Annotated in this window: 23 protein-coding genes and 1 tRNA gene; 10 read left to right on the top strand and 14 right to left on the bottom strand. The window is 43.4% G+C overall.

The window, feature by feature from the left end; genetic code table 11:
- Positions 1 to 87: 87 nt before the first annotated feature.
- The 9 genes from M2135_RS04290 to M2135_RS04250 all read right to left on the bottom strand — a co-directional run bounded on the left by M2135_RS04290 (position 88) and on the right by M2135_RS04250 (position 8,433).
- Positions 88 to 489 (bottom strand): hypothetical protein, encoded by a 402-nt coding sequence (locus M2135_RS04290; RefSeq protein ID WP_280747367.1) that lies wholly within the window; start codon positions 487 to 489, stop codon positions 88 to 90.
- 102 nt (positions 490 to 591) lie between these two features.
- Positions 592 to 1,068: a YdeI/OmpD-associated family protein gene (locus tag M2135_RS04285; protein WP_280747493.1), complete on the bottom strand. Its 477-nt coding sequence runs from the start codon at positions 1,066 to 1,068 to the stop codon at positions 592 to 594.
- A 52-nt stretch (positions 1,069 to 1,120) separates the two neighbouring features.
- Positions 1,121 to 1,300: a hypothetical protein gene (locus tag M2135_RS04280; RefSeq protein WP_280747366.1), complete on the bottom strand. Its 180-nt coding sequence runs from the start codon at positions 1,298 to 1,300 to the stop codon at positions 1,121 to 1,123.
- 456 nt (positions 1,301 to 1,756) lie between these two features.
- The gene (locus M2135_RS04275) at positions 1,757 to 2,287 is read right to left on the bottom strand and encodes a helix-turn-helix domain-containing protein (protein WP_280747365.1); all 531 of its coding nucleotides are present in this window, start codon (positions 2,285 to 2,287) and stop codon (positions 1,757 to 1,759) included.
- A 10-nt stretch (positions 2,288 to 2,297) separates the two neighbouring features.
- Positions 2,298 to 2,483: a DUF2892 domain-containing protein gene (locus M2135_RS04270; protein ID WP_280747364.1), complete on the bottom strand. Its 186-nt coding sequence runs from the start codon at positions 2,481 to 2,483 to the stop codon at positions 2,298 to 2,300.
- A gap of 2 nt (positions 2,484 to 2,485) precedes the next feature.
- A complete protein-coding gene (locus tag M2135_RS04265; RefSeq protein ID WP_280747363.1) occupies positions 2,486 to 2,797 on the bottom strand; it encodes a hypothetical protein in 312 nt (103 codons plus the stop codon).
- 2 nt (positions 2,798 to 2,799) lie between these two features.
- Positions 2,800 to 6,012, bottom strand: a complete 3,213-nt coding sequence (locus M2135_RS04260) for an efflux RND transporter permease subunit (protein ID WP_280747362.1) — start codon at positions 6,010 to 6,012, stop codon at positions 2,800 to 2,802.
- An 8-nt stretch (positions 6,013 to 6,020) separates the two neighbouring features.
- Positions 6,021 to 7,103 carry an efflux RND transporter periplasmic adaptor subunit gene (locus M2135_RS04255; protein ID WP_280747360.1) on the bottom strand — a complete coding sequence of 361 codons (1,083 nt, stop codon included), beginning with the start codon at positions 7,101 to 7,103 and terminating at the stop codon, positions 6,021 to 6,023.
- Positions 7,104 to 7,119: 16 nt separating this feature from the next.
- Positions 7,120 to 8,433 carry a TolC family protein gene (locus M2135_RS04250; RefSeq protein WP_280747359.1) on the bottom strand — a complete coding sequence of 438 codons (1,314 nt, stop codon included), beginning with the start codon at positions 8,431 to 8,433 and terminating at the stop codon, positions 7,120 to 7,122.
- A gap of 260 nt (positions 8,434 to 8,693) precedes the next feature.
- Between M2135_RS04250 and M2135_RS04245 the strand changes: the two genes are divergently transcribed.
- Genes M2135_RS04245 through M2135_RS04230 form a run of 4 tightly spaced genes read left to right on the top strand, consistent with a single transcriptional unit; the run spans position 8,694 to position 10,090 of the window.
- On the top strand, positions 8,694 to 8,897 hold the full coding sequence (locus M2135_RS04245; RefSeq protein ID WP_280747358.1) for a DUF6132 family protein: 204 nt from the start codon (positions 8,694 to 8,696) through the stop codon (positions 8,895 to 8,897).
- A 12-nt stretch (positions 8,898 to 8,909) separates the two neighbouring features.
- On the top strand, positions 8,910 to 9,212 hold the full coding sequence (locus M2135_RS04240; RefSeq protein ID WP_280747357.1) for a rhodanese-like domain-containing protein: 303 nt from the start codon (positions 8,910 to 8,912) through the stop codon (positions 9,210 to 9,212).
- A gap of 6 nt (positions 9,213 to 9,218) precedes the next feature.
- Positions 9,219 to 9,689 (top strand): thioredoxin, encoded by a 471-nt coding sequence (trxA, locus tag M2135_RS04235; RefSeq protein WP_280747356.1) that lies wholly within the window; start codon positions 9,219 to 9,221, stop codon positions 9,687 to 9,689.
- A 23-nt stretch (positions 9,690 to 9,712) separates the two neighbouring features.
- The gene (locus M2135_RS04230; RefSeq protein ID WP_280747492.1) at positions 9,713 to 10,090 is read left to right on the top strand and encodes a winged helix DNA-binding protein; all 378 of its coding nucleotides are present in this window, start codon (positions 9,713 to 9,715) and stop codon (positions 10,088 to 10,090) included.
- Here M2135_RS04230 and M2135_RS04225 read toward each other — a convergent pair whose 3' ends face one another.
- From M2135_RS04225 to M2135_RS04210, 4 genes are all read right to left on the bottom strand, one after another.
- Positions 10,091 to 10,549 carry a hypothetical protein gene (locus M2135_RS04225; RefSeq protein ID WP_280747355.1) on the bottom strand — a complete coding sequence of 153 codons (459 nt, stop codon included), beginning with the start codon at positions 10,547 to 10,549 and terminating at the stop codon, positions 10,091 to 10,093. It lies immediately after the preceding gene.
- A 2-nt stretch (positions 10,550 to 10,551) separates the two neighbouring features.
- The gene (locus tag M2135_RS04220; RefSeq protein ID WP_280747354.1) at positions 10,552 to 11,553 is read right to left on the bottom strand and encodes a leucine-rich repeat domain-containing protein; all 1,002 of its coding nucleotides are present in this window, start codon (positions 11,551 to 11,553) and stop codon (positions 10,552 to 10,554) included.
- Positions 11,554 to 11,577: 24 nt separating this feature from the next.
- Positions 11,578 to 13,290 carry an FISUMP domain-containing protein gene (locus M2135_RS04215; RefSeq protein ID WP_280747353.1) on the bottom strand — a complete coding sequence of 571 codons (1,713 nt, stop codon included), beginning with the start codon at positions 13,288 to 13,290 and terminating at the stop codon, positions 11,578 to 11,580.
- Positions 13,291 to 13,392: 102 nt separating this feature from the next.
- Positions 13,393 to 15,054, bottom strand: a complete 1,662-nt coding sequence (locus M2135_RS04210; protein WP_280747352.1) for a PL29 family lyase N-terminal domain-containing protein — start codon at positions 15,052 to 15,054, stop codon at positions 13,393 to 13,395.
- A 250-nt stretch (positions 15,055 to 15,304) separates the two neighbouring features.
- Here M2135_RS04210 and M2135_RS04205 point away from each other — a divergent pair, with 250 nt between their 5' ends.
- The 3 genes from M2135_RS04205 to M2135_RS04195 all read left to right on the top strand — a co-directional run bounded on the left by M2135_RS04205 (position 15,305) and on the right by M2135_RS04195 (position 20,247).
- Positions 15,305 to 15,952: a response regulator transcription factor gene (locus tag M2135_RS04205; protein ID WP_280747351.1), complete on the top strand. Its 648-nt coding sequence runs from the start codon at positions 15,305 to 15,307 to the stop codon at positions 15,950 to 15,952.
- Between the two features lie 28 nt (positions 15,953 to 15,980).
- Positions 15,981 to 17,924 carry an ATP-binding protein gene (locus tag M2135_RS04200; RefSeq protein WP_280747350.1) on the top strand — a complete coding sequence of 648 codons (1,944 nt, stop codon included), beginning with the start codon at positions 15,981 to 15,983 and terminating at the stop codon, positions 17,922 to 17,924.
- Between the two features lie 205 nt (positions 17,925 to 18,129).
- Positions 18,130 to 20,247 (top strand): tetratricopeptide repeat-containing sensor histidine kinase, encoded by a 2,118-nt coding sequence (locus M2135_RS04195; protein ID WP_280747349.1) that lies wholly within the window; start codon positions 18,130 to 18,132, stop codon positions 20,245 to 20,247.
- Positions 20,248 to 20,829: 582 nt separating this feature from the next.
- On the opposite strand, the gene M2135_RS04190 is transcribed toward M2135_RS04195, so the two are convergent.
- Positions 20,830 to 20,901: transfer RNA gene (locus tag M2135_RS04190), tRNA-Met, on the bottom strand.
- Positions 20,902 to 21,051: 150 nt separating this feature from the next.
- Here M2135_RS04190 and M2135_RS04185 point away from each other — a divergent pair.
- From M2135_RS04185 to fabG, 3 genes are read left to right on the top strand one after another with little or no spacing between them, the layout of a single operon-like run.
- Complete coding sequence (locus tag M2135_RS04185; RefSeq protein WP_280747348.1) at positions 21,052 to 21,645, top strand: TetR/AcrR family transcriptional regulator; 594 nt, start codon at positions 21,052 to 21,054, stop codon at positions 21,643 to 21,645.
- Between the two features lie 8 nt (positions 21,646 to 21,653).
- On the top strand, positions 21,654 to 22,598 hold the full coding sequence (locus tag M2135_RS04180) for a ketoacyl-ACP synthase III (protein ID WP_280747347.1): 945 nt from the start codon (positions 21,654 to 21,656) through the stop codon (positions 22,596 to 22,598).
- Between the two features lie 58 nt (positions 22,599 to 22,656).
- Entirely contained in the window at positions 22,657 to 23,403 is a 747-nt protein-coding gene (gene fabG / locus M2135_RS04175; RefSeq protein WP_280747346.1) for a 3-oxoacyl-[acyl-carrier-protein] reductase, read from the top strand.
- Positions 23,404 to 23,430 lie beyond the last annotated feature (27 nt).

The following is a 23,430-nucleotide window of genomic DNA, read 5'->3' as shown; positions in this document are numbered from 1 at the left end:
ATAAATAGACTTTTTGTTACGCTTAGACGCAAACGTATGGGTGAAAGAAACTTATTTCCCTCACCAAATCTGATATTTACTTAAATTTCAAATAATTATTTTTCGCAAAGCGAAGACGTGATACCGCATTCGGGTAAGAAGTGCAGAGTGGTTGGTCGTTTCATTAAAACTAACGTATTCTGAGACTTTTTGAAGACAGTTTTGGTTTTTTAAACGGATATATTGAATGATTCGTTCGGTATTTTTCAAAAAACGAACATTGATTGTCTGAGAAGATGTCTGAAAATTTCGACGAGGAGTCAGGCCGCTACTGTTCCGTAAATCTTTAGTAATCGTTTCCAGTCGATGCTGCATATCTGCCGCATTTTTTTCTTTCATAACAGCCTCGTGTTCTTGCAAAACAAGCATATCATCACTACTCACAACTTCTTTGGGTGTAAGTAGAAATGCTGTAAAAAACAGTCCGAGTATGAAAAGAAATTTTTTCATGCGCTAAAGATAGTATTTTTTTAGAAATATAGTGTTATTCAGTAGATTGAACTATTGAAATTTTGTGATCGGTAGGTGTTCTCATTTTTATCTCCTTTATCCTTATTCTTTGTGATACTTCTGATTCTTCGCAAGCCTGTCAAGTGTTTTGGCGATTCGTTCTACTTTCGTTTGCTCAGCCTTGGCGGAGAAGATCCACTTGACGTAGTCTTGTTGTTCGTTTTCGTTGAGCGACTGATAAAACCGTAGGGCTTCCGGCTCATCGCGCAGACATAATAGAAAGTCTTCGAGGGTAACAAGCGGTTCATCATTCGAATATAAAACAATGTGTACCCAATCACCTGCTTGCTTGTTGATCGCTTTTCGAATTTCGGTTTTAACCGTGATCATCAAATTGCCGTTGCCCTTAGGCATTAAATGGAAGTTGGCAACCTCAAAACCATCAATCGAACCTTTTACTTTCAACATCCCAAAGGATCGATTGCCAATCTGGAGTTCAGGAATTTCTGCATATGTCCAACCGCTTTTGCCGGGGAATTTTTCGAGTAAGTACTGTTTATCTACCAGGGGTTTCTCCACCATATTCCAATTGTTTCTTTTTCGGCCGAAAGCCAGATTAATTCTTCAATATTTATTTCAGCTGATATTTATTTTTCAAGGCTTGCCTTTTCTCATCATCCAATGAATGGATATATCCTTTCCATCCCGGACAGAAGTTGATGTGCCAACGCCAGAAACGACCGATCAGCGACTTGGGAGCTTGGTCATACTTCGCTCTTATGGAGCAGTTTTCGCAATTATGGTGCGTCATAATAGAACACTTTTTACTTTTTTCATACAATTGTTCAAACAAAGATAGTGTATTTCATATAATTTGCTTTGAACTATCTCTATTAAACCTCAAAGAGGTGGAATATGTTTATCCGATTCTGCCTGATTTTAATTCCACTGCCTACACAGTTGTCTTATTTTCAACCTTGTTTCTTCTCTCAGAGAGTTGAAAATTCAATTGGATCTTGTTCTTTTTTTGCCCAGATAGTCTAATATTTTTTTTGAAGGAATTAATCGTCTACCAACTGTGTCCCGATCGTCTACCAGTTGGATCACTTTCGTCTACCAACTGTGGCTCGATCGTCTACCAATTGGTAGACGATCAATGTTTCCGGATAAAAAAACAGATGATCCGCAAGATTGGGGGACAAGATTCAATTCATTTTTTTTACAGACCATATCCAGTGATTCTTGAAAGTGGAGAAAAGAGGAGGGGTTAAGCCAATTGTTGAATAAATTTCTTGGGTGACATCCCTACATTTTTCTTGAAGAACTTGCCAAATGAAGATTGATCGGCAAATCCCATATTAAAACCGACTTCCTGAATGGTTAGATTGGTGTGTGTCAATAGTGCTTTTGCTTCCAATAAGACAAATTCTGCGATCCATACACTTGCCGTTTTGCCACTTACATCTTTTACCACTTTCGATAAATATTGAGGGGAGACAAAAAGTTTATCGGCATAAAATTTGAGACTATGTTCGGTGGAACAGTGCAACCGCAAGGCGGCGATGAACTTTTCGAAAAGCTCATCTTGCCTCGACTTGCGATATTTTTTTTCTTGTTGATATTTGGACAGAATAAAATTCTCCATATCAACAGAAATCTGTTTGAAAAACTCAAGTATTTCATCCTGAGATAAATTATTTTGCAAATGGGAGTATAAATAGCGGAAATACACACAGAAGTCCGTACTATTCATACTGAAATTATTTGCTTCACGAATTGCTAACCGGCTATTATTCATAATTGGATTACTATTTAATATTCAATTTATCGAGTATCATCTCCAAGGGGCAAAACCCGGTAAACGACGATTGTATAAGGTTCACCCCCACAAAGGCAGGCAGTAACAGCCACCCGATGGAGACAAAATAAGCCAGGGAAATACCGGCCAATACCATGGTACCGGCAACTATGCGGATAATATATTCACGTTTCATAATCAGAATAATTTAGAGAAGTTTTCAACATCAAGAATAAAGGCATGTACCGGGAAAGGGTTCTCCGTTTCCAGATTGCAGCTATCGATCTCCGCAAGGGCTTTATCGGCGATCTCTTTTTCAAGAAAGCTGAAGAGCATAATGGAGTTTGTCTTCGCCGCATTGGAATTGATGGCAAACCAGCCCAGATTTTCCTTTTTCCGTTTATAACCAACGATGTCGGTTACGCTAAAACGTTTCACTCCGGCATCCTGGAGCAGGCTGGCAACCCGCTCCTGGTGTTCTTTGATACTTAATACGATCAGTAGTTTCATAATTAGTTCACTTTTTTCTTTAACATCTTGAAATATAATAGAGGTACGACAATTAATGTCAGTACAGTAGAAGTGATCGTTCCACCCAACAGAGAGATAGCCAGGCCTTGGAAGATCGGATCGAATAACATAACAATCGCTCCCAATACCACACCTCCGGCGGTCAATATAATAGGGGTTGTACGCACGGCTCCCGATTCGATCACCGCCTGTTTCAATGGGACACCATCTTTGAGACGGATGTCGATGAAGTCGATCAACAACACGGAGTTGCGTACCATAATGCCGGCCAGGGCAATAAACCCGATCATCGAAGGGGCACTGAAATAAGCACCAAAGATCCAATGTCCAAGAATAATCCCGATCAGGGAGAGCGGTATGGCGGCCAACTGAACCAGCGGTGTGATAAAGTTCTGGAACCAGCCTACAATCAAGGTGTATATAATTATTAATACCAGCATAAAAGCTAAACCCAGGTCGCGGAAGACTTCGTAAGTAATCTGCCATTCACCATCCCATTTCAGGGCGAAATTATCTTCGTATCGGGGTTGTTCGCTGTATTCTTCCGACAGCGTATATCCTTCGGGTAGCTTTATCTCGGACAACCTATCTGATACGGTGGTGATCGGATAGATCGGACTTTCTAAGTCTCCGGCCACTTCGGTCAACACAAAGACCACCCGTTTCTGATCTTTACGCTGGATACTTTTTGCCTTTTCGCCCTGGGTTACTGTTACCAGATCGCTGATTGGAATAGCCATTCCCTGTTGATTGACGACTTTCAGATTTAATACCTCTTCGAGGCTTGCTTTTTCTATTTCGGGCAATTGAAGTACAATCCCAACCTGTTGGACGGAAGCAGGGAGGTGCAATACCCCCACGGACATACCCGACAATGCGGCACGCAGGTTCTGAGCGATTTGTGCGTTGGGGATCCCCAACCGCATGGCCTTGTCTTTATCGACTTCGAATTTGTATTCGATTTGTGTATCCTCTACCGACCAATCGACATCAGCTACGTTGTCGGTTGTCGCCAGAATATCCTTTACCTGACGGGCAACATCGATCTGTTGTTCATAATCCGGGCCGTAGATTTCGGCGACGATAGTCGACATCACCGGAGGACCGGGAGGCACTTCTACCACCTTTACGTTGGCGTTGTATCTCTTCGCGATAGCTTGTAAATCGGCACGCACGGAAGAGGCTATATCGTGACTCTGTTCGCTACGCTCTCCTTTGCCTATCAGATTGACCTGTATATCGGCTACATTATCCCCCTTACGCATATCGTAATGGCGAACTAATCCATTGAAACTGATCGGAGCCGAAGTGCCTACATAGGTCTGGTAATTCGTTACCATCGCGTTCCGGCTCAGATACACCGCCAATTCTTTAGTGACAGCTGCCGTGCGTTCCAAAGTCGTACCTTCGGGCATATCGATAACTACCTGAAACTCGTTCTTATTGTCGAAAGGAAGCATCTTCACGGGAACCGCTTTGGTGTAGAACAATGAGAAGGTCGCAAATAGAATCACGGTCAACCCAATCATAAAGCCCCAACGGTATTTTCTGTTTTCCAAAAATGGAGTAATGGTCTTGGCGTACAGCCGGTACATCTTTGTTTCACGCAGGTCGGAATCTTTCTCTTCCTGTATCTCTCCTTTTCTCTCTCCCTTTTTCTCTTTATGGCGAAGAAATAGATAACCGAAATAAGGAGTGAGTGTCAATGCAATAATTAACGAGAAAGTCATCGCGATAGATGCACCAATAGGCATCGGGCTCATATAAGGTCCCATCATTCCAGAAACAAAAGCCATAGGCAGTACAGCGGCAATCACGGTAAGTGTTGCCAGGATAGTCGGATTACCCACCTCATTAATCGCATACAGGGCTGCTTGCAATGGTGGCAGTTTCTTCATCTTGAAATGGCGGTGCATATTCTCGGCAATCACAATGGAGTCGTCGGTCACAATGCCTGTTACAAATACCAACGCAAACAAGGTTATACGGTTGAGGGTATATCCCAGGAAGTAATAGGCAAACAACGTCAGAGCGAAGGTCACCGGTACGGAAAGGAATACGACCAATCCGCCGCGCCAACCCATCGCCAGCATCACAAACAGGGTGACGATGACGATTGCGATCGAAAGATGCGACAATAGTTCGAATACTTTATCGGAAGCCGTTTCTCCATAATTACGGGTTACTTCCACATATACATCATTGGTGATCACCTCTTTCTTTAAATGTTCTACTTTGTCGCTTACTATTTCCGCCAACTGCATAGCGTCGGCTCCTTTCTTCTTGGCTATCGAAATAGTTACTGCCGAGTAATCATCGGGCATAATATCCTTTTTCTCTTTCGCTGCGGCACCATAACCAAACGAAACATATTGTTTAGGCAATTCGGGGCCGTCTTCTACTTCGGCGATTTGATAAAGATATACGGGCTGATTGTCGTTCGTTCCTACGATCAGATGTTTTACCTCTTCCACGTCGGCAAAGAAGTTACCGGTCTGTACCGAGTAAACCTGGTCACCGGTTATGATATTACCGCTCTGCATCTGCGCGTTGTTTGCCTGCAAAGCCTGGGTGATCGCCCCAAAATCGAGTCTACTTTGTGCCATTTTGTCCTTGTCGAGCATGACTTTTACTTCGCGGCTCTGTCCACCGACAATATTGACCTGAGCGACGTCGGGTATCTTCTTTATCTCATCACCCACCACTTCGGCTACCTGGCGCAATTGGTAATCGCCCATCTCTTCACTCCAGAGCGTATATGCCAATGCAGGGACATCGTCTATGGCCCGCGATTTTACCAGCGGCATAGTGGCTCCTTCCGGCATACGATCCATGTTCTTCATGATCTCGTTGTAAAGTTTTACCAACGAGCGTTCCACGTCTTCGCCTACATAAAATTGTACGGTAAACATTCCCATATCGCTCATGGAAGTCGAATAGATATGTTCGACCCCTTTGATATTAGAGACCACCTTTTCAAGCGGTTGCATGATTCTCGATTCTACCTCCTGTGGTGTCGCACCGGGGTAACCCACCATAATATCCGCCATCGGAACATCGATCTGCGGTTCTTCCTCACGCGGGATCAGATATATACTGAACAGCCCCAAGAGCATAAAAGCGATAAAGAGCAAAACACTCAGTTTCGATTGAAGGAATGCCTTGGCTATTTTTCCTGAAATTCCGTTTTCCATAACTCCTTTTATTTAGATGCTGATACTTTTACTCCGTTATACAACTTACTATCAGCGCTTAATACTACCTTGTCATTGGCATTTAAACCCGAAAGTACTTCTATCTGATTCCCATTTGTTTTGCCCAGCCGAACCCAGCGCAAGTTCGCTTCACTACGGTCGTCTACGACATAGACTCCCGTAAGCTGATCGCGGTATACAAGAGATTTTTTATCGATCAGTATCTTTGAAGCAGTATCCTCTTTAACCTTATTGGGGATAAGTATATTCACATACATGCCCGAATGGATATTTGCCTTGTCTTTGGTGTCGATAGCCAGCTTTATGGCATACTGTCCTCCTGTGCGGTAGGCGGAAGGGCTAAGTTCCGACACCTTTCCGGAAATAGTTGTACCTAACGACTTGATTTCTATCTGAGCCGCATCTCCGACTTTCACGTATGGGATGTAATTTTCAGGTACCGACGCTACGATCTGTAGTTCGCCACTTTGCTCCATCATCAGGATAGGCATTCCCGGATTGGCCATACTACCTTCGTCCATCAGTTTTTGGGTAATTGTTCCTGAAAATGGTGCACGGATATCTGTATAGGCCAACATTGCATTTACTTCATTCATCTGTTGATGCATCATCTGAACCTTGGCCTGCATAGACGTATGTTGTAAGGTTACGTTTTCCAATTCTTTGTCCGATACGCTGTTTTGCGCGCGTAATGTTTGGAAGCGTTCGTAGTCGCGTTCGGCATTTTTAGCCGCGGCTTCGGCTTCGGTAATCATGGCCTGTACCTGTGCCTTTTTGGCTTGTACCTCATCGCTACTGATCGAAACCAATAACTGTCCTGCTGAAACTTTATCACCGGGTTTGATGTGTATCTTATTAATGTAGCCCATCATGCGTGTGCTGATGGCAGCTGTTTGCCGGGCAGTGATCTCGCCACTCAGGTAGAAACCGTTGTTTGTCGACTGTGTCGGATAGTAGGCTTCTACATTTACGACCGCCTGGCCTTTCTCTTTTTGTTCATCGGCCGATGAACAGGCATAAAACAAGGATATTGCTACAATACCTAAAACTGCGTTTCTTGAAATCTTCATATCTGTCTATTTTTATTTAGTTCTTAGTTGTCGATAAAAAATGGAGGTATGCCTCTATAACGTTATAGGACATAATGGCTTGTGAAAGCAAAAGTTTCTGTTGAGAGAACTGAGCTTGCGCCATCAATAGATCGGTGGTGCTTGCCAAACCTTCGTTGTGGCGATCAGCCAGAATACGCAAAGCTTCTTCCGCCTGTTCAACGCTTATCTGTTGTTTGTCGATTTCTGTTTGCGAGTCGTTCAAATCGCGTCTGGCCTTGTCCAATTCGAGTTGTTCTTTTTTAATATGCAGATTCAGTTCTTCCTGCATTCGACCTTTTTGGTATTGTGCCGACTTCATTTTACTCCGGTTGCGGTTGCCCGAGAAGATATCCCAACTCAGGTTGATGCCGGCCAGGTACGAATCGTTTCTGAACTTAAAAGCTTTGGAGTCATTCAAGTTGTACGAACCAAAGGCATTAATGCGTGGAAGAAAGGTCATCCGGGAAGATTTCACCATCATATCTGTTGCATCTACGGCTTTCTGTAGCGCCATAATATCTGAGCGGAACAGCGAAAGAGTCGTTTCGGGATATATTTCCTTTTTCTGTATTAATGAATCAGCCGTATATACTTCATCACTTATAGCCAACCCCATCAACAGACGAAGTCCATTAGAGGCGTTATGTATATTGCTTTCAGCTCTGGCCAAAGCGCTTTCAATGGTGTTGACTTGAACCTGAGCGTTCAATACATCCGATTTCTGTATCAAACCTTGATCGTGAAAATTCGTCACTGAACGGTGTATCTGCTTCACATCTTCGAACGATTTCCGGAGGATCTCCCGTGCCTGATAAGCCATTTGCAATCCCGTATATGCTTTTCGCACTTCGAACTCGATGTACTCTTTTGTTCGTTCAGCTTTGTATTTGTACATCTCTTCCTGCGCCCGGGCTCCCTTACGGGCGTAAATCATATCCAGATTCAAAAGAGGTAGTTTTGCCTCGGCCTGAGTGCCGTAGTTTTGTGTAGCACCCGGATGGTTCAATTTTGCAGGATCAAAATCCATCGTCGTAACCGATTCTTGCTGTAATAGGAAACCAAAAGCATTCAACGGATTATTCGTTGTCAATGCCGTATATCCCAATGTAATCTGGGGCAGAAAAATCGCATCTGTCTGATGAAAGTCGGCGTTGGCGATTTTCCGATCCATATCCGACATCTTTATATGGCTGTTATTCTCGATCGCCATACTTACCGCCTGATCTGCCGTAATGTATTGATTGTTTTGCGCCTGAACCGAGAGATTAAGCCATATTGCGCTTAATGTAATAATAGTTGTCCTTTTCATTTTGCTCTATTCTATTCTTAATTTATTAGATATTCCATTTAGTTTCCATTGGAAATATGATGCAAAGGAAAACAATATATTCCAAAGAAACAAGTTTCCTGAGGAAAATATATTTAATAAGTATTGTTTTAGTTGGAATATGTGTTATAATTGGTTTGTTTTCAGCAAATATGCACTTTTGTAAAATTATTTCTCAAAGAAATGGTTTCCGTTAGAAATAAATTAATATCTTTGCAGCTGAAACCTCAAAATAAGGAAGTGTGAATCGTATAAAAAACAATTGGACGTATCTTTTAGGGGCTCTATTGGGGGCTGTAGGTGGATATCTCTATTGGAGGTACATCGGATGCAATACCGGAACTTGCCCCATAACTTCGTCGCCTACCATGAGTACATTGTATGGAGTCGTGATGGGCGGTTTATTAGGCGGAATATTTAAAAGAGATAAAGTAAAAGAACAATAATAAAAAAACATTATGGCAGGATTTATCAGTAGGCTGTTCGGATTAGAGGAGAAGGCCGATTACAAAACATTATTAGAGAACGGAGCGATACTTCTGGATGTTCGCACAGAAGAAGAGTATCAGCAAGGAGCAGTAGTAAATTCCCTGAATATCCCTTTGGATCGTTTGAATACGAATCTATCCAAATTGGAGAAAGACAGACCGATTATTGCTGTATGTGTCAGTGGTATGCGCAGTCGTGGTGCGGTTGCTCTTTTAAGATCAAATGGATTTCTGGAGGTATACAATGGCGGAAGCTGGTCTAATTTTAAATAAAGAAAAATGAAACAGATCGTCTTATTCATCCCGCTAATAGCGCTATGGTTAATCTCTTGTACAAACAAGACAGAAGCAAAAAATCAAATGAAAGAAATAACTAAAAAAGAGAATAAAATGAAAACATTACAATTAACAAAAGCAGATTTCTTATCAAAAGTTGCTAATTTTGAGACCAATTCCGAGTGGCAGTATTTAGGGGACAAACCGGCATTGATCGATTTTTATGCAGACTGGTGTGGCCCATGTAAAGCGATAGCTCCGATATTGGAAGAACTGGCCGCAGAATATGGCGATCGTATCTATATTTATAAAGTCAATACGGAAACAGAATCCGAACTCGCTACTGTCTTTGGGATAAGAAGTATTCCGTCGTTGTTGTTTATTCCGATGAACGGACAGCCTCAGATGGCTGCAGGCGCATTACCTAAGCAGCAGTTGAAAGAGGCGATCGATAACGTCTTATTAAAAGAGTAATAAAAGTATAAACTTATACTATGATGGCAGACAATATGAACAATTCACAAGTCAATACCCTTTGTCAGATCAGGGATGTGTACAGGGCCATTTATGAATTTGAATTAAACTTCCAACAATCATACGACCTGGGCCTGAACGAAGGGATGTTATTATGCTCGCTCAACGATCAGAGATATTCTTCAAACGAACTGGCAGGAGTTCTGGGACTAAGCAACTCGAACACATCGAAGGTTATAAAGTCGGTTGAAAAGAAAAAGCTTATCAAGCGTATTGTCGGGAAAGACGATAAACGTCAGATGTATTTTACGTTAACTGATTTGGGACGTAAAAAGCTCGAATCGATAAAATGCGCTGAATTCGTCATCCCGGAAACCCTAAAAGAAGTAGTCAAACTATGACTACTTCTTTTTTAAACGCTTAATCTGTTCAATATTATTCTTCGCTCCCAGGATGCGACCCAGTATCGGAATATTGTATATGCCATAGATATACCAGTCGTAAAGAGGTCGGGGAAGCATCTGCACAAAAGCGCTTTTGACAGTTCGTTTCGCCTGGCTTTTCACAACCGACTCTGCTAATTCGTTAGCCGCTTGTTGCTGTTGCTCTTCCACTGTTATTGTTCCTTCCGGTGTTTTTACATAAGGCGCAAATTCCGTAAAAAAATTCGTATATATCTGGTTCAGTTCAGAAATAAGGAATTGCTTTTCAAAGTCCGCCTGATCGCAGCAGGTCTGCCCGAACCGTTCGATCCGGGCAAATAGTTCCGCTACTTTTCGCTCAGCATCTTCCGGCAGGTTGTAATGCGCGCAGAGTGCTTCCCGCCGGGAGCTGATTGAGTTGAGTATACCTATATCCATGATTATTTCCCTGTAAATTGATCGGCCCAATCCCTCCACTCATAGTCGGGGCGGGTTTTGTAGTCGTTGAGGAGTTTGGAGGGAACGATGAACTTAACTTTCGTCATCTCTACACCTTGAAAGGCATGCCGGCTCAAAGAGACGACTCCCGACGACTGATTCATGGTGAGTGATTGCAGATTCACGCAGTCTTTGAAAGCAACCTCATCGATGGTTCCGCAACTGGCAGGTAATATGACTTCTTTGATTGCCTGACATGATGCAAAAGCGCCTGTCTGTATAACCGGTGTATTGTCGGGAATGGTAAATTTAGTGGCCGAACGTCCTGCCGGATAAGCTTTCAATCGCCATTTGTTACTAAAGAATTCATACAGTATGCCGTCTATGGCTTTGTACTTCGCATTTCCGGCCTCTACCTTAATTTCGCTAAGCGTTGTGCACTGCTCGAACAGACCAGCTCGCTCCTTTGTTCCCTGGTCGGTTTGTATCTGTCCCGTTTCGAAATCAGTCAAACTCTTGGGTAGCGTAATCGTAGGCAAAGATTTACACCCATAGAACGCGCTTCCGCCAATGCTTGTTAATGTGCTGGGCAGAGAGACCGATGTGATGTTTTCACACCTATAGAAAGCAGGTGATGAGACACGGGTAACCCCTTCCTCCACGATTACGGTCGTTATATCCTTGGCATGTGCGCCCCACGGACGGTTGTCGGAATGCATGGTGACATCGAAATTTTTCATTCGCCCTGTTCCTGAGATCGTCAGGACACCATCTGCAAATGTCGCCTGTACACTCCCTGTCCCATTCTCGCCTACCGACCAGGGTTGTTTAAGCATGACCGCTTTACCGGCTACTGCACCTCCGCCCTCTTTGGTAGCCGTCTGTCCTGTTTTATCTTTAACTTTATTTACAAGGCCTTTCAACCCTTGCGCTTGTGCGTCTGTACCTGTTGTGAACATAATGACTATCGCCATTAAGGTTCTAAAAAAGCATATTTTGTTCATAATATCATTGTTTTTTTGTTCATTTTATTTTTTCACACAACGGAGGCAATAACCGTAATTGCCATTTGCAGCCGAGTAATTATCTGCTTTTGAAAATGTCTTGGCGAAGGTCAGACAGTGGGCATTTCGTTGAACAGTAGCCTCGCTACTCCAGTAGGCTCCGGAAGCGTTGTCACCGGCCAGCTTGTTGAGATTACCATTACCCTGGTGGCGACTACCTGCAGCCGGAAGAAAAATAGACTTGCCGGAAGCTTTATCCGTATATTTCTTTCCCGGTACTCCGTTTACAGTTATCCATTCTTGAGTCACTTTGGTTTCATCCAACAACTTTTGCATTTCGGCTAAGGTTGGTATACGCCATCCTTCCGGGCTGGGGTCGTTCGCTTTTTCCCATACCTTGCCGGTTTGTTCTTTATTAATCCAATCGCCTTCGAAATTCTTTGGTGTGGTTGCATGCCAGCCTTTTTTCCGGTTCCATTGGTACATCAAACCTGCATCTTCGGGTTTGGCGGCAAAGGTGCCGGGAGCGGCGATATTAGAGATCGCCCATTTGATACCGTTAATAACAACCCCTTCCTTGTCGTCGACCGCCGCTTTGGTTTCGTTGGAGTTACTGTTTGATTGCGTTTGTGCGCTTGTCGGATTATAATTATTGGCTGATTTTGTGGTAGCAGCCCATCCTTCGTATTTTTCCTTGTATGCGTTGTATTCGCGTACAAGCATAAAATATGACTCTTCTTCTACTTTTTGGGGATGATTCATCAAATCGTCTATGATGGTTTCATACCGGTGGAAATACATACGCAGTATCGGTAAATTGCTATCGCTTTCCGCTTTTTTCATTTGCTGCAAGACACCGACCGCCGCTTTTCCAATGGTATTAAAGGGGGTTTGTTCGTTAAGTATCTTGTTTAAGCGGAAAAATTCATCGTTCATTTTAAGTTTCCACCCCTGAAAACTTTCTACTAATTGGGCTTTACTGCCGTCTTCGAGCGTGATCGCACACTCACATTGTTCGCCATTTCTGTTCATCCACTCGGCCACCTTAAAGAAGCTGAGTGCCGTATGAGCCACGCGTGCGGAAACAAAGTTCAGGTACGGGTAAAAACCTTCGGGATCGGCTGCGAATTGGGCAAAGTAAGCATATACAGCATGTTGCCCTATGACAGCGTACCCTTCACGCGCGGGATTTTCGCGGTAAGCCGGTATTTTTACTTTCACGTAATTCCGATAGTTTATTGGCTGTATGATCTTTATGTGTGCAAATTTGCGGGCAGCCTGATAAGTCTGCTCGACATAACTCAATTCCGTCTGAAATACTTGTTGCTGTTCTTCTCCGAGCGCATAAAAATAGTTGCATTCGTCAGCGTAGTAGGGTTTATAATAGACCTTGTCCGACAGTTGTTCGTAATGAGCACGTATCTCGCTATGAGATCTGGTAAAGCCACTTTCAATCGTTTCGTCGCTGGCTTTTGGATCGGCAGCAATAGCGGCAGCAGAAGGTTTGAGTTTATTTCCCGAACTGGCTTTCTGTCTGGAATCAGCGTCTGGAGTTGTTGCTTTTTCCTGAGCCTGTTCTGTCTTACTTTCGGGCAGAACCGTCTCTTTTGTCGTATCCTTTACGACCTCCTTTGCTTTCTCTTTCGCTTTCTTCAAAGCGTTACCCAGTTGCGCATAACCGCTGTTTATACTAAACAGGCTAAGCAACAATGTTATAAAAAATACTTTTGTCTTCATTTTTGAGTTGTTTTTGTTGAGGATATTTCAAAAAGAATTTCGCGTTGAAATAATGACACCGATACATCTCCCCCACGCGGAGGAGACGCATCGATCAGTGGGTTAAAATGCCAGGATAGCCCGGGTGAGAGAGTATTTACTATATTCCTTATAGGCAGTGTTCGCTGTTTCTCCTTCATAGAAACTGATACACCACATATAGTAGTACTTACCATCATCACCACCAACTTCTTGCTCTTTGGACAACCGGTAGGCTTTTGCCTCACTAATGGAGAGTGCTGTCCCGCCATTAGCCGTCAGCCAACCATTAAATGTCGTCAAGTCAAATGTAAACGGAGCTAAATATTTCTTTGGATTATCACTGTCAGGCCAGGACCAGGTCTGCAACGGCTTTTCGGCTGCCGCACATAATAAATATTGTAAATCCGCTGGGGCTGGGAAATACCAAAGACCCGTAGCGTCAGACGTATAGTTGGCTGTGCCACCGTTCATCGTATGTATCCATTCGAATGCGGGGAAATTACTCCACGATTTATCGTTGTCGCGGATATAGGTGGCCATTGCCGCCATATTCAATCGACCGTTTGTGTAAGAGTCGCATCCCGTCTGATCATTGTCATATCCACTCTCTGCCCACGCTGCCGTTGATTCTTGTAGGCTTATTATGCGGCCTGTGCCATCGCGGGGCTCCCCGGTAGGGATATAGATCATACCCGTCGCTTTGCCGTTTTCATAATAGGTGGAGCCTTTCTCGTTGTTGGATACGGAATTGAGTGTCAATCTGTACATGGCCGTTACCCGGTCACCGTCGGCAACCAGTATCGTTGACGTGCCTCCCGAATTAGCCGGGCCAATTGTCTTTGGAGGTGTGATAGTGATTGTTTTAGCCAACAGATTGACTGATATACTCCATCCCTCCGGAATATCTATCGCCCAGATGTTGGTCGATTCTGTCGTGCCTGTTCCAATGAATGAGATCACTTGTTCTTTGTTTGGTATAAAGATTTCCGGCTGACTGAAACTGATACCAAGGGTTCTGTATTTGGGTAAGGAGATAATCTCTCCGTTGGCGAGTTTGAATAGCACATAATCCGGGTGGGTATTGTCTACGCCGTTATAGGCGAAAATGTTATCGCTTTTGGCGCCATCCGCCCCTCTGTCTCCGGTGGCTTTCACGCCTGTATTTGCCCAACCTGCACCCGGGGCCTTACCGGAGGCTGTGCCGTCGGCTGAGATATACCAGTAGTTATCGGTGCCGATAGCCAGCTTCGGTGTCGCTCCGTCTCTACCTTTTTCACCCGTCACGGGTATCTTCTTGTCTGGGGACTTTTCGTCGATGGAAAGCCATTCACCGTTTACCGTCCAATAGTAGACTCCGCTTTTGGCGGGATATTCCTTCACTCCCACAACGGGTGTCGAGCCGTCTTTTCCGTCTGCACCATCCTTTCCGTCAGTGCCGTTTTTTCCGTCAGTGCCGTTATAGATGGTGATTGGCGAGTTATTGGCGAATGCGATTGTGTAGCCGCCCGGTGCCGGAGTGTCAAATGGAGTCACTTTCGTTACATAGTCGTTATACTCAAGTGCCGAAACAATCCCCTGTAAAGTGGAGATGTTGCTGTTCACCGTCTTTTGCCATTGCTCCAATGCAGCGATGCGCACGGCCTGACCGTTTACTGTATCCCATAATTCATTGTCGTCATACTCGCATCCGGTCAACCAGACTGCCGCGGAAAGGATCATTCCTAAGATGTACTTTGTTTTCATAATTGTCATATTTAGTAGTTGTTTGTTTGTTACTCTTCTTTTTTGGATTGCACCAATGAAAAGTTCACTCCACAAAAGTATGTGCCGGGGAAAAACCTGTCAATGAGTAATTTTACTCAAATTGGACTAAGTAATTTTGCTTAATAGAACGAGGGAAAGAGATAGAAAATCTTTTTCAGATTTTGATTTGTGAAAGATAGACAGTATCTTACGCTTTGATTTTCAAAATAAATCTTGTTCTTTTACTTTTATGATAAACACAATTTTAGTTGATGACCACGCCCTGTTTCGTCTGGGGATAAAAAGTGCGATCATGAATGGGCATACCGATATTTGCATCGCCGGTGAAGCAGATTGCGGTTCAGCCTTGTTCCGTCTGCTTGAAACCGTAACGCCGGATATTATCCTCCTGGATATAGCCCTGCCCGATATGACCGGAATAGAAATTGCCCGAAGGATCAGAAAGGAGTATCCCCTTATAAAAGTATTGGCGATCTCCGCCGAAAACACGGCCGATGTCATACAGGAGATGTTGGATATTGGCATCGAAGGGTTTATCAGCAAACGGCAGGGAGGAGCGGATGAGATCGCACAGGCCATCCGCGCGATTATGAACGGTTTTGACTATTTCGGGAATGATATTTCCGCCATTATCTACAAGATCTATGTCTCCAAAAAACGAACCGCCGAAGTCACACCGGAGTTTACCGAACGAGAAAAGGAGATTATACTCCTCTGTCGTGATGGATTGTTAAGTAAACAGATTGCCGACCGACTCTGTATCAGTTCGCGCACGGTAGATAACCATAAGAACAATATTTTCCGCAAACTTGGTATCAACAACACGATGGAGATGGTGCAATATGCACTGAAACATGGAATAGTCAGCTTGGAGTAATCTGCAAAAGTTCTAAATCTGATCAGTTATGAATAAAATAAAATTACTTCTCGCACTGTTATTTCTTTTTTCCGTTGTGTTGTGTGCACAAGATGTAGACAGCTTGTTTTCGCTTTACACCCAATCCAGTCGAAATAAGCAGATTGTACTTGCCAATGAGATTGCCCGGACGGTGTACGAACTAGATTATGTGGATACGCTTTTTCAAATAGACAATAACCTGTCGACGAAACACCAGCAGGCCATTATATCTGAAGTCATGGGATATTACGCCAAACACCAACATTCGGATTACAACAAAAGCACATTGTTTTATTTGGAGGCGGCAAAACTTTATGAACAGGTGGGTGAATTTTTGTCGGCCGATATCATGTATGGTGATGCGGCAATCAACTACCATTATTTGGGGGAGTATGAGAAATCGGTTCAACTATTGATGAAATGTTATGTATATGAAAAAGAGATAGACGATAAAGAGGGGCTTAGTGTGACGTTGAATAGTTTGGGTATCGTGCATAGCCAGTGGGGACAACATGAAGCGGCTATTCGCTTTTTTCAGGAAGCCATAGATATGGAACGTGTGCTGGCACGTCCGCTCTATTACGCTAACCGATTGGCCTCACTTGCCAAAGAGACACTCTTATTGGGTGAAGCCAAAGAGGCCTTACCACTCATTGAAGAAGCGTTGGCCATGGATGAAACGTTGAATGAGGGTGTAAAGGGAGATCGTATTGCCGTACACCTGAATATCAAAGGAGATATCTATTTTGCACTCGATAGTTTGGAACAAGCAGAAGCGAGTTTCCGCCTAGGACTTCAGTTTTTTGAAAAAAAAGGAAATCAACGGATGGAGGTTGTTTCGCTGATGTCGCTGGGGCGGCTCTATCTGAAAGAGGAAAGGTATAAAGAGGGTATTGATGTCTTGACCCGTTGTATTGCGCTGGCCGAAGCGTATACGATCAGAAGAAGTAAACGCGAAGCATTGAATACACTCCATCAATTATACAAACAGACGGATCAGCCACAGCTTGCCCTTTCGACACTGGAGCAATTTATCGCCTTGAACGACTCGCTGTTTCAGGAGTCTACCCAACAACAAATCAATGAGTTTCAAGTCAAATATGACACACAGCAAAAAGATGTTGAAATCCTGCGCCAACAGGCCGAAATAGAGAAGCATAAAACCCGGCAATATGTATTTATCGGCGGATTGGTTATCGCTGGAATATTGGTGGCATTGCTCATGGTTATTGTCAATCTGCGAAACAAACGCAACAGGGTGTTGGCCGAAATTAACACCACCAAAGACAAATTTTTCAGTATCATCTCACACGACCTGAAGAATCCTGTGATCGCACAGCGTGATGCACTACAGCAACTGATCGCTCACTCGGGGAAATGGGACACAGAGTCCCTCTCTCTTTACTATGAAGAACTTCTTAAATCAGCAGACGGACAGGTCGAGTTGCTTTATAATCTCCTGAACTGGGCACAGGTGCAAACCGGACGGATGCCTTACAAACCGGCACTTTTCGATCTGACTGCCGAGTTGCATTTGGATATTGCCCTGATTAGGAATATGGCAGACCGGAAAGGAATTACCTTGGGTGTTCAAATGCCCGATACCGCTATGGTGACGGGTGACCGGAATATGCTGACGACCGTTGTGCGTAACCTCTTGACCAATGCCGTGAAATTCACAGGTAAAGACGGATGTATCACCTTGGAGATACAACCGGAAGAGAATAGTCATTGTCGGATTTCTGTTACCGATACAGGCACAGGCATGAGCCGAGAACAGATGAAAACTCTCTTCCTTCTCGACAGTCAACGCTCAAAAACCGGAACAGCCGGTGAACACGGTAGCGGAATCGGTCTTCTCGTCTGCAAAGAGCTGATCGAAAAACACGGAAGCACCCTTCATGTGGAAAGTGAAGAGGGAAAAGGAAGCCGCTTTTGGTTCACTATATAATGAACAAGTTTCAAATAGGGCAAAATTTGAAGAGAACCTCTTTCCATCTTCTTCCATTCAAAGCCTGTTTTTATGTCGAACTCGCGTTTTATAACCTTTTTGAACAGTTTGTACTAAGTAATATTACTTAGACAGATTGAGTATTTTTACTCATTGTTGCGGTTCTCGACGGTATCGAACTTTGTCGATATAAATTCTATAGATTATGGCGACAAAGAAACCGGACAAAAAAGAGATTATCTCCTTAGCTGAAAAAACAAAACGTTACTGCGACTTATTGATCGAGCAAAGTGACAACTGGCTGTCGGAAGAAGAAGGGGTTCGAAATGTCGAAAAACGGTTGGATAAATCGTCGATAAACAAAAAGAGGATAAAGAAGCTTTTAAAGAATAAAGGAATTAAAATCCTGATCGGCATACTGTTCTCTTTTAGTTTTTCTACCCTGACATTGGGGCAGGATGTAGATAGCCTGTTCTCCGTATTCTCCCAAAGCGAAGGCCGATCACATGTAGAAATGGCCAACCAGCTTGCCGATCGTATTCATGCACTTGGGCATATCGATAAGATCAATCCTCTGACAGAAAAAGAGACTCCGCATTTGATCGATGCGATTATTTATGGCGCAATGGCACTCTACTACTCCGACCGGGGCAATTATGTGGAAGCGATTTTTCACAACGAAAAGAGTCTTAGCCTCTATCGCCAGATAAATGATTCCACACGTATCATCCATAAATTGCAAAACCTGTATGTAAACTACGCCTCTACCGGGCAATTCGACAAAGCACTCGACTGCCTGAAAGAGAGTTTGGCTATCGCCACAATTATCGGCGATCAGGCAATGGTTGCCAACAGCTTATTGTGTATGGGTAGCCTTCATACACATAATCAGAATAATGAGTCGGCAATCGACTGTATCAAAAAAGGGTTGGTAATTAACCGCGAACTGGAGAATACCCGAATGATTATCTGGTCGTTGAACGCATTGTGTAACCTCTATATCGATCTGGATCGGATTGAGGAAGCCCGGGACTGTATCGAGGAGTCCTACTTGTTATGCGAACAGGTGGATCGGATTTCGTTCAAAATCGATTGCTGGATAGCCATGGCGTTGATCCATAAGAAAAAACGGGAATGGGGTGAAGCCATTGAACGGCTGAATATTGCTTTAACGGCATCAGAGGAATATGCATTCAGCGAATTTGTCAGTCTCTGTCTGTTGCATCTGGGCGATATATACCTCGAAAGCGGTATCAGTCAGGCTCATGCCGAAAAATACCTGTTGCGTGCTGTCGCTGAAAATGAGAAAAACAACCGGTCGGAAGATGTTATGCTTGCTTACGATAGACTTTATACGTTGCATAAACCGCAGAATCCTGTTCTTGCACTCAATTACTTAGAAAAATCGACCGAACTATTCAAACAACTGCAAAAGGAAGAGACACAGCACCAACTCAACAACTTCCACATTCAATATCAAACAGCCGAAAAAGAGTTGGAAATCGAACGGCAGCAGCATGTGATCAAGCAACAGAACCTGCACCGCTTTATTCTGTTATCCGGATTTATCGTTTGCTTTATTATCCTGATACTCCTTTGGTATGTCCTGGCTCTTCGAACCAAACGCAACCGGGTACTGGCCGAAATGAACGCCACCAAAGACCAGTTCTTCAGTATTATCTCCCATGACTTGAAAAACCCCGCCATCGCCCAGCGTGAAGCGTTACAAATGTTGATCGATTATGCCAAAGAGTGGGACACGGAGTCGCTCTCGACCTACTACAATGAGTTACTCAAGTCGGCAGACAGTCAGGTTGAACTATTGTATAACCTGCTCAATTGGGCGCAGGTACAGACCGGACGTATGCCTTATTCGCCTACGGCTTTTGATCTGGCAACGGAATTAGCCACCGATATATCCCTGTTAAACAATATGGCTAAAAACAAAGGCGTTCTCCTGCATATAGAGATACCCGTCAACACGATCCTGACTGCCGACCGGAACATGGTGGCGACCATCGTCCGTAACCTATTGACAAATGGCGTAAAGTTTACTCACAAAGGCGGACTCGTCTCCTTATACGTAGAACAAACCGGCAAAAATCACACTTTTATCATCCGTGATACCGGTATCGGCATCTCTTCCGACCAACTCCATCAAATGTTCCAGATCAACCGCCGTCAATCACAGAAAGGGACTTCCGGAGAACAGGGAAACGGCCTGGGGCTGATCGTCTGTAAAGAACTGATCGAGAAGCATGGCGGTACGCTTGCTGTGGAGAGTGTAAGAGGGGAGGGGAGTATTTTTAGATTTACAATATGATGTTGAAAAGGGTTGGTTGATAACATAAGTTGGGGAAAATGCATTTTTTGCTAACTCGTGCTTTGGTCGTTTTTAGGCAAATAGATGGTTTTTTTAAGTATTTTCGGTGAAAATCGGGTTGTTTTTGACTATTTATGTTGGTTTTTTCGGGAATTTATTTGCATGAATGCAACAGATCATGCAGATGATTTTGGAGGATGCTCTTAACCGTTAAAAAAATCATTAGCATAAATTTTAAAAGGGGACTGAAATGGGCAAAAAACGGACTCAAAACCGGCTGTTTCTTTTCTGGAATAGTCATTATTTCAGATCGATAAAAATAGGACTGCAACCATGAAACTCAATGTATAATGCAAAAATAAACTCCGAATCCTGGCGTTATTTCCGCGTGTGATCGAGGTGAACCTCAAATAGATGATTCTCGGAAGGGATAAAATGACAAAATGTTCAAATAACAAATTGTCATCTGTATATTCTCCTTGTCTATCGAAAAAAATAGTTTAAGATCCGGGGTGATCCCGGATTGATTGGGTATGTAGAAACAAAAAAAAGAATCGCTGAAAAGCGATTCTTCCGAATTTGTTGCGGAGGCAAGACTCGAACTTACGACCTTTGGGTTATGAGCCCAACGAGCTACCACTGCTCCACTCCGCGATATAGTTGCGATCATTTCTGATTGCGACTGCAAAGGTAGGCTTTTTTTCTATGATATCAAATTTCTGCCAAGTTTTTTTTGATATACTTGGTAGATACAATCTTTTTTAAGTACTTTGCGCACAGTTTTAATCAAAATGTGCAATTATTATGCCGGTGAGTGTGTCAAAAACACGGGATATGTTAGTGGATGTGGCCAGACAATTGTTTGCTCGCATGGGTGTGGACAACACCACCATGAATGATATAGCACAAGCTTCACGAAAAGGAAGGCGTACACTTTACACCTATTTTAAGAGTAAAAATGAGGTTTATCTGGCTGTGGTGGAGTCGGAGTTGGATAAATTGCATAAGATGCTTTTGGATGTGGCTGAAAAGGATCTGCCGGCAGACGATAAATTAATCACCTTTATTTATACGAGACTGGATGCTGTGAAAGCGTTGGTTTTTCGTAACGGTACATTGAGGGCTAATTTTTTCAGGGATATTTGGCGTGTGGAGAAGGTTCGTAAGAGTTTTGATATACGCGAAATAGAGATTATAGAAGGCATTCTGGATGCAGGGGTAGAAGAAGGGGTTTTCAGAATGCCCGATACCCATGTAACCGCTTTGGTTCTTCATCATTGTTTGAAAGGATTGGAAGTGCCGTACATACGAGGTGTAATGGGTGATAATATCAGTCAGCGGGTAAGACGCCGGGAGAATGTAATAAATTTGATATTCAACGGAATAAAGATTAAGTAAAAACAGGGATGTTTATAAATGCTACAGGTGTTTATGTACCTGAAGAACGGGTACATAACGATCATTTTTTAGAGTTAAACGGGTTAACGAATGAGTGGATTGAACAACGCACGGGTATAGTCACCCGATCGAAAGCCAAACCGGAAGAGAATATAACGACAATGAGTTTAGCTGCCGTTCATGATGCTTTACCCCGGTTGCCCTATGATATAACGGAGGTCGATCTGATTATTTCAGCGTCTTATTCTCCATATGATACCGTTGCAACGGCGGCTCATGTTGCTCAACAAGAGTTTAAATTATCCAAAGCAAAAGCTTTTTATGTCTCATCGGCGTGTTCGTCTTTCGTCAATGCCTTGGAAATCATAGAGGGTTATTTTGCGATGGGCAAGGCGTCGAAAGCATTGGTGTTGTCAGCAGATAAAAACTCGGCATACTATAATGAGACAGATCCGAAAGCCGGACACTTATGGGGGGATGCGGCAACAGCGTTTTTTATCTCTAAGGAGCCAATCACCGGCAAAGAGCCTCGTGTTCTGGATATATATACAGAAGGATTAGGTCATTTGGGTAAAGGACCGCAAGGGGTTCAGCTACGTCCGCGTGACGGAGGAATTATGATGCCGGAAGGACGTGATGTTTTTATCCAGGCGTGTACCTATATGCCTAAGAATGTATTGTATTTGTTGGAAAAGAACGGATATTCATTTGACGATCTGGCCTATTTTATCGGGCATCAGGCGAATATGCGTATTATGACTAATATCGCCAAACAGTTGAACTTGCCGGAAGAGAAATTCCTGCATAACATTGAGGAGTTGGGAAATACCGGCTCGGTGAGTTCGGCATTGGTATATGCACAAAATAGTCGTCTCTTTAAAAAGGATGACTTAGTCGCTATAACAGTCTTTGGAGGAGGGTATTCGGCAGGTGCTTGTTTAATAAAATGTTAAGCGAGGGGTTGAGTGTTTTTTTCTGTTTTCTTGTAATAAATAACTAACTAAATATATTATGAAACTATTAGAAGGGAAGGTTGCCGTAGTAACCGGTGCTGCACGCGGGATAGGTAAGGCTATCGCATTGAAGTTCGCTTCAGAAGGAGCTGATGTGGCATTCACTGATTTAGCGATCGACGAAAATGGGTTGGCGACTCAGCAAGAGATTGAAGCTTTTGGTGTAAAAGGAAAAGGGTATGCTTCTAACGCGGCCAATTTTGAGGATGCTCATGCTGTCATAGCTGAAATTCATAAAGACTTCGGACATATCGATATTCTGGTGAATAATGCCGGTATTACACGAGACGGTCTGATGATGCGTATGACGGAACAGCAATGGGATATGGTGATCAATGTCAATTTAAAATCGGCATTTAACTTTGTTCATGCGGTTACTCCTATTATGATGAAACAGAAAAACGGAAGTATCATCAATATGGCTTCTGTTGTAGGTGTTTCAGGGAATGCCGGGCAGAGTAATTACTCGGCTTCTAAAGCGGGTATGATTGGTTTGGCTAAGAGTGTAGCCAAAGAATTGGGTTCGAGAGGTATTCGTGCCAATGCCATTGCTCCGGGTTTTATTATTACTGAAATGACAGCGGTATTGTCTGAAGAGGTTAAGGCCGAATGGGCGAAACAAATTCCGCTTCGTCGTGGCGGAACACCGGAGGATGTGGCTAATGTGGCGACATTCCTTGCTTCCGACTTGTCTTCGTATGTCACAGGACAAGTGATACCTGTATGCGGTGGGATGAACACCTAATAGAATGAAACATAAAAAATAGAAAAA

Source organism: Parabacteroides sp. PF5-9, assembly GCF_029893105.1.
Classification (GTDB): domain Bacteria; phylum Bacteroidota; class Bacteroidia; order Bacteroidales; family Tannerellaceae; genus JARXWG01.
This window is presented reverse-complemented; position numbering and strand designations above follow the sequence as displayed.

Coding starts and splice junctions, on each gene's coding strand:
- M2135_RS04265 (WP_280747363.1), bottom strand. CDS start 2,797: ATGAAACTACTGATCGTATTAAGTATCAAAGAACACCAGGAGCGGGTT.
- M2135_RS04210 (WP_280747352.1), bottom strand. CDS start 15,054: ATGAAAACAAAGTACATCTTAGGAATGATCCTTTCCGCGGCAGTCTGG.
- M2135_RS04270 (WP_280747364.1), bottom strand. CDS start 2,483: ATGAAACGTGAATATATTATCCGCATAGTTGCCGGTACCATGGTATTG.
- fabG (WP_280747346.1), top strand. CDS start 22,657: ATGAAACTATTAGAAGGGAAGGTTGCCGTAGTAACCGGTGCTGCACGC.
- M2135_RS04205 (WP_280747351.1), top strand. CDS start 15,305: ATGATAAACACAATTTTAGTTGATGACCACGCCCTGTTTCGTCTGGGG.
- trxA (WP_280747356.1), top strand. CDS start 9,219: ATGAAACAGATCGTCTTATTCATCCCGCTAATAGCGCTATGGTTAATC.
- M2135_RS04290 (WP_280747367.1), bottom strand. CDS start 489: ATGAAAAAATTTCTTTTCATACTCGGACTGTTTTTTACAGCATTTCTA.
- M2135_RS04250 (WP_280747359.1), bottom strand. CDS start 8,433: ATGAAAAGGACAACTATTATTACATTAAGCGCAATATGGCTTAATCTC.
- M2135_RS04185 (WP_280747348.1), top strand. CDS start 21,052: ATGCCGGTGAGTGTGTCAAAAACACGGGATATGTTAGTGGATGTGGCC.
- M2135_RS04260 (WP_280747362.1), bottom strand. CDS start 6,012: ATGGAAAACGGAATTTCAGGAAAAATAGCCAAGGCATTCCTTCAATCG.
- M2135_RS04280 (WP_280747366.1), bottom strand. CDS start 1,300: ATGACGCACCATAATTGCGAAAACTGCTCCATAAGAGCGAAGTATGAC.
- M2135_RS04195 (WP_280747349.1), top strand. CDS start 18,130: ATGGCGACAAAGAAACCGGACAAAAAAGAGATTATCTCCTTAGCTGAA.
- M2135_RS04255 (WP_280747360.1), bottom strand. CDS start 7,103: ATGAAGATTTCAAGAAACGCAGTTTTAGGTATTGTAGCAATATCCTTG.
- M2135_RS04215 (WP_280747353.1), bottom strand. CDS start 13,290: ATGAAGACAAAAGTATTTTTTATAACATTGTTGCTTAGCCTGTTTAGT.
- M2135_RS04180 (WP_280747347.1), top strand. CDS start 21,654: ATGTTTATAAATGCTACAGGTGTTTATGTACCTGAAGAACGGGTACAT.
- M2135_RS04225 (WP_280747355.1), bottom strand. CDS start 10,549: ATGGATATAGGTATACTCAACTCAATCAGCTCCCGGCGGGAAGCACTC.
- M2135_RS04220 (WP_280747354.1), bottom strand. CDS start 11,553: ATGAACAAAATATGCTTTTTTAGAACCTTAATGGCGATAGTCATTATG.
- M2135_RS04240 (WP_280747357.1), top strand. CDS start 8,910: ATGGCAGGATTTATCAGTAGGCTGTTCGGATTAGAGGAGAAGGCCGAT.
- M2135_RS04230 (WP_280747492.1), top strand. CDS start 9,713: ATGGCAGACAATATGAACAATTCACAAGTCAATACCCTTTGTCAGATC.
- M2135_RS04200 (WP_280747350.1), top strand. CDS start 15,981: ATGAATAAAATAAAATTACTTCTCGCACTGTTATTTCTTTTTTCCGTT.
- M2135_RS04275 (WP_280747365.1), bottom strand. CDS start 2,287: ATGAATAATAGCCGGTTAGCAATTCGTGAAGCAAATAATTTCAGTATG.